This is a genomic window from Streptomyces ipomoeae 91-03 (assembly GCF_000317595.1).
Taxonomy (GTDB): domain Bacteria; phylum Actinomycetota; class Actinomycetes; order Streptomycetales; family Streptomycetaceae; genus Streptomyces; species Streptomyces ipomoeae.
The window spans coordinates 1-2,806 of sequence record NZ_AEJC01000564.1 but is presented as its reverse complement, the minus strand read 5'-3'; the positions used below and the strand labels follow the sequence as shown (position 1 = coordinate 2,806).

Below are 2,806 nucleotides of genomic sequence, written 5' to 3'. Positions count from 1 at the left end.
CGGCTCGCCGTCGAGGCCGCCCGCCGTCACCGCCATGAGTACCGCGACGGCGCCTGGATGATCGACCTCGCCTCGGTCACCGAGCCGGCCAAGGTCGGCTCGGCCCTGCTCGCCGGGATCGGGCTGCGCGGCGGCGCGATGTTCGAGGCCCGGACACGGGCCGAGGGCGACGAGCTGGACGTACTCGTCGACCGGCTCGGCGGCCGGGAGAGCCTGCTGCTCGTCGACAACTGCGAGCACCTGATCGACGCCGTGGCCCACCTGGTCGCGGCGCTGCTGTCCCGCTGCCCCGGGCTGTGCGTGCTCGCCACCAGCCGCGAACCCCTCGCGGTCGACGGCGAGGCGCTCGTGCCGCTCGGCCCGCTCGCGCTGCCCGGCCCGGACGACGACGTCGAGCAGGCCCGGCGGGCGGCGTCGGTACGCCTGTTCACCGAGCGGGCCGCGGCCGTGCGCCCGGGCTTCGACGTGGACGCCGCGACGCTGTCCGACGTCCGGCGCGTGGTCCGCGGCCTGGACGGGATGCCGCTGGCCCTCGAACTGGCCGCGGCCCGGCTGCGGACGCTGTCGCTGCCCGAGCTCGCCGACGGACTCTCGGACCGGTTCCGGCTGCTCACCACCGGCAGCCGCACCGCGCTGCCCCGGCACCGCACGCTGCGCGCGGTCATCGCCTGGAGCTGGGACCTGCTGAGCGAGCACGAGCGTACGGTCGCCGATCGCGTCTCGATCCTGCCCGGCGGCGTCACGGCGGCCTCGGCCACCGCGGTCTGCGCAGGCACCGCGGTGCCGGCCGCCGAGATCCCCGAACTGCTCGCCGGTCTGGTCGACCGGTCGCTGCTGCAGCTCGCGCCCGACCCGGGCCGCTACCGCATGCTGGAGACGCTGCGCGAGTACGGCACCCACCGCCTGGCCGGGACGGGCGACCTCGGCACCGTCCGCGACCTGGCCGCCGGCCACTTCGCCGAGCTGATGGCCCGGTACGACCCGCGGCTGCGCGGGTCCGGCCAGCTGGAGGCCATACGCGTCATCAGCGCCGAGTACGACAACACGCTCGCCGCCCTGCGCCGGCGATGCGACACCGGCGACGCCCCCGGCGCGGTCGCCCTCGCCCTGAACCTGACCTGGTACTGGCAGATGTTCGGCCGGCACACCGACGCGGCCCACTGGCTGGGCGAGGCACTGGCGGTGCCCGGCGGTGAGCCGACGCCCGACCACGACTGCGCCCACGCGATCCACCTGCTCAACCGGGTCGGCACCCCGTCAGGGACGAGCGCCGAGGAGGCCGCGGACGACCAGGCCGCGATACGGGAGCTGGCCGACCGGCTCCTCGCGTACCCGGAGCTGCCCGGACCCTACGCCGCGCTCACCGCGCTCCCGCTCGCGTTTCTGCAGGAGGAGAAGAGCACTCCCGCGATCATCGAGCGCCTGGCCGACGGCGACGACGTGTGGCTGTCCGGGCTGGCCCGTATGTTCCGGGCCCAGTTCGCCGAGAACGCGGGCGAGCTGGAGCGGACGCGCACCGACGTGGAGGCGGCCCTGGCCTGTTTCCGGCAGGTCGGCGACCGCTGGGGCCAGGCCAACGTGCTGCCCATGCGCGCCCAGCTGCGGCAGTACGACGACGACCTCGACGGCGCGCTGGCCGATCTGCGCGAGGCCCGGTCGCTGGCGGGCGAGTTCGGCTCCCTCGGCCTCGGCGACGAGGTGTTCGGCGACCTGCGCTGGATCGACCTGCACCTGCGGTGCGGCGACACCGACCTGGTGATCGCGATGATCGACTCGGCCCGGGAGCGGGCGCTGCGCGCGAACTCGCCGGAGTGGCTGTTCCTGGTCGACGCCTGGGATGCCGTCTTCCGGGTGCGGCTCGGCGACCTGGACCGGGCGCGGGAACTGCTCGGCACAGCCGAACGGGGTCTGCACGGCGACACCCCGTTCCCCGGTGACCACGCGCGGACGCTGGTCGGCAGCGCACGGGCCTCGCTCTGCCTGGCGACGGGCGACCCGGCCGGCGCGGAGAAGGCGCTGGCGAAGGCGTACGCGGCGGCGCTCGAGACCCGGGACCTGCCGATCCTGGCGCTGGTGGCGGTGAACGTGGCCGCGCTCGCCGAGGCGCACGGGCGGCATCACGAGTCGGCCGTCCTGCTCGGCGCCGCCTCCCGGCTGCGCGGCGCTCACGACCGCACCGATCGCCAGGTTCGCGACCTCACCCGCCGAGGGCGGGCCGCGCTGGGCGAGGAAGCCTTCGCCGCGGCGTACGGGAAGGGCTGGGAGCTGGACGGGAGGACAGCCGTGACCGAAGTCGACCCGGCCCGGCTGTCCCGGGAACTCAGGACGGCTCACCCGGATCCCGAGTGATCCGGCCGGACGTGTCGAAGCGCACCGCCGGCACGCGGCGCTTGCGGCGACCGTCACGCGGGCCGGTTCCGATCAACACGGTTGGACGGACGCTACTGGAGCCGCGCCCCCTTCAGCGCCATGTGCAGCAGTAGGCGGTCCTCGCCGTCGTCCAGGTCGAGGCCCGTGAGCTTCTCCACGCGGGAGAGGCGGTAGTAGAGGGTCTGGCGGTGGATGCCCAACTCGGCTGCCGTGCGGCCCGCCTGGCCCGCGCAGTCGAGGAAGACCTCGGCGGTGTGGGCGAGTTCGTGGTGGGCGGGGGTCAGGAGGGGGCCGACGGCGGGGTCCTGGTGGGCCCGTGGGGGGAGGGCGGTCAGGAGGCGGTACGGGCCGATGGCGCGCCATTCGGCCACCGGGCCCAGACGCGGCTCGGCGAGGGCGGCGCGGGCCGCCGCCGAGGCCTCGCGCCAGGCGGTGG

The 2,806-nt window shown here is 75.5% G+C and carries 2 protein-coding genes; one reads left to right on the top strand and one right to left on the bottom strand.

Features of this window, described 5'->3' with window-relative positions; translation table 11 throughout:
* The coding region (locus STRIP9103_RS36840) for an ATP-binding protein (protein ID WP_009332321.1) at positions 1 to 2,349 on the top strand (2,349 nt) is incomplete at its 5' end.
* Positions 2,350 to 2,441: 92 nt separating this feature from the next.
* On the opposite strand, the gene STRIP9103_RS36835 is transcribed toward STRIP9103_RS36840, so the two are convergent.
* Positions 2,442 to 2,806, bottom strand: a 365-nt coding sequence (locus STRIP9103_RS36835; RefSeq protein ID WP_048821645.1) for a PucR family transcriptional regulator, incomplete at its 5' end; no start/stop codon positions are given.